This window comes from Corynebacterium sp. HMSC056F09, from assembly GCF_001815785.1.
In the GTDB taxonomy this organism is placed as follows: Bacteria; Actinomycetota; Actinomycetes; order Mycobacteriales; family Mycobacteriaceae; genus Corynebacterium; species Corynebacterium hiratae.
Window position 1 is genome coordinate 16,164 of the sequence record NZ_KV821947.1, and the last position, 209, is coordinate 16,372.

Below are 209 nucleotides of genomic sequence, written 5' to 3' on the forward strand. Positions count from 1 at the left end.
CTCATCCCCGCTCACGCGGGGAGCACTTAGCCATGGCATTCATGCGGTCAACGGTTTTCGGCTCATCCCCGCTCACGCGGGGAGCACCCCCGCAGGGCTACAGCGGCAAAGGGTGGGCGGTGGCTCATCCCCGCTCACGCGGGGAGCACCGCAGGCTTCTGGTGGTCATGCGGTGGCTGCTGGGCTCATCCCCGCTCACGCGGGGAGCA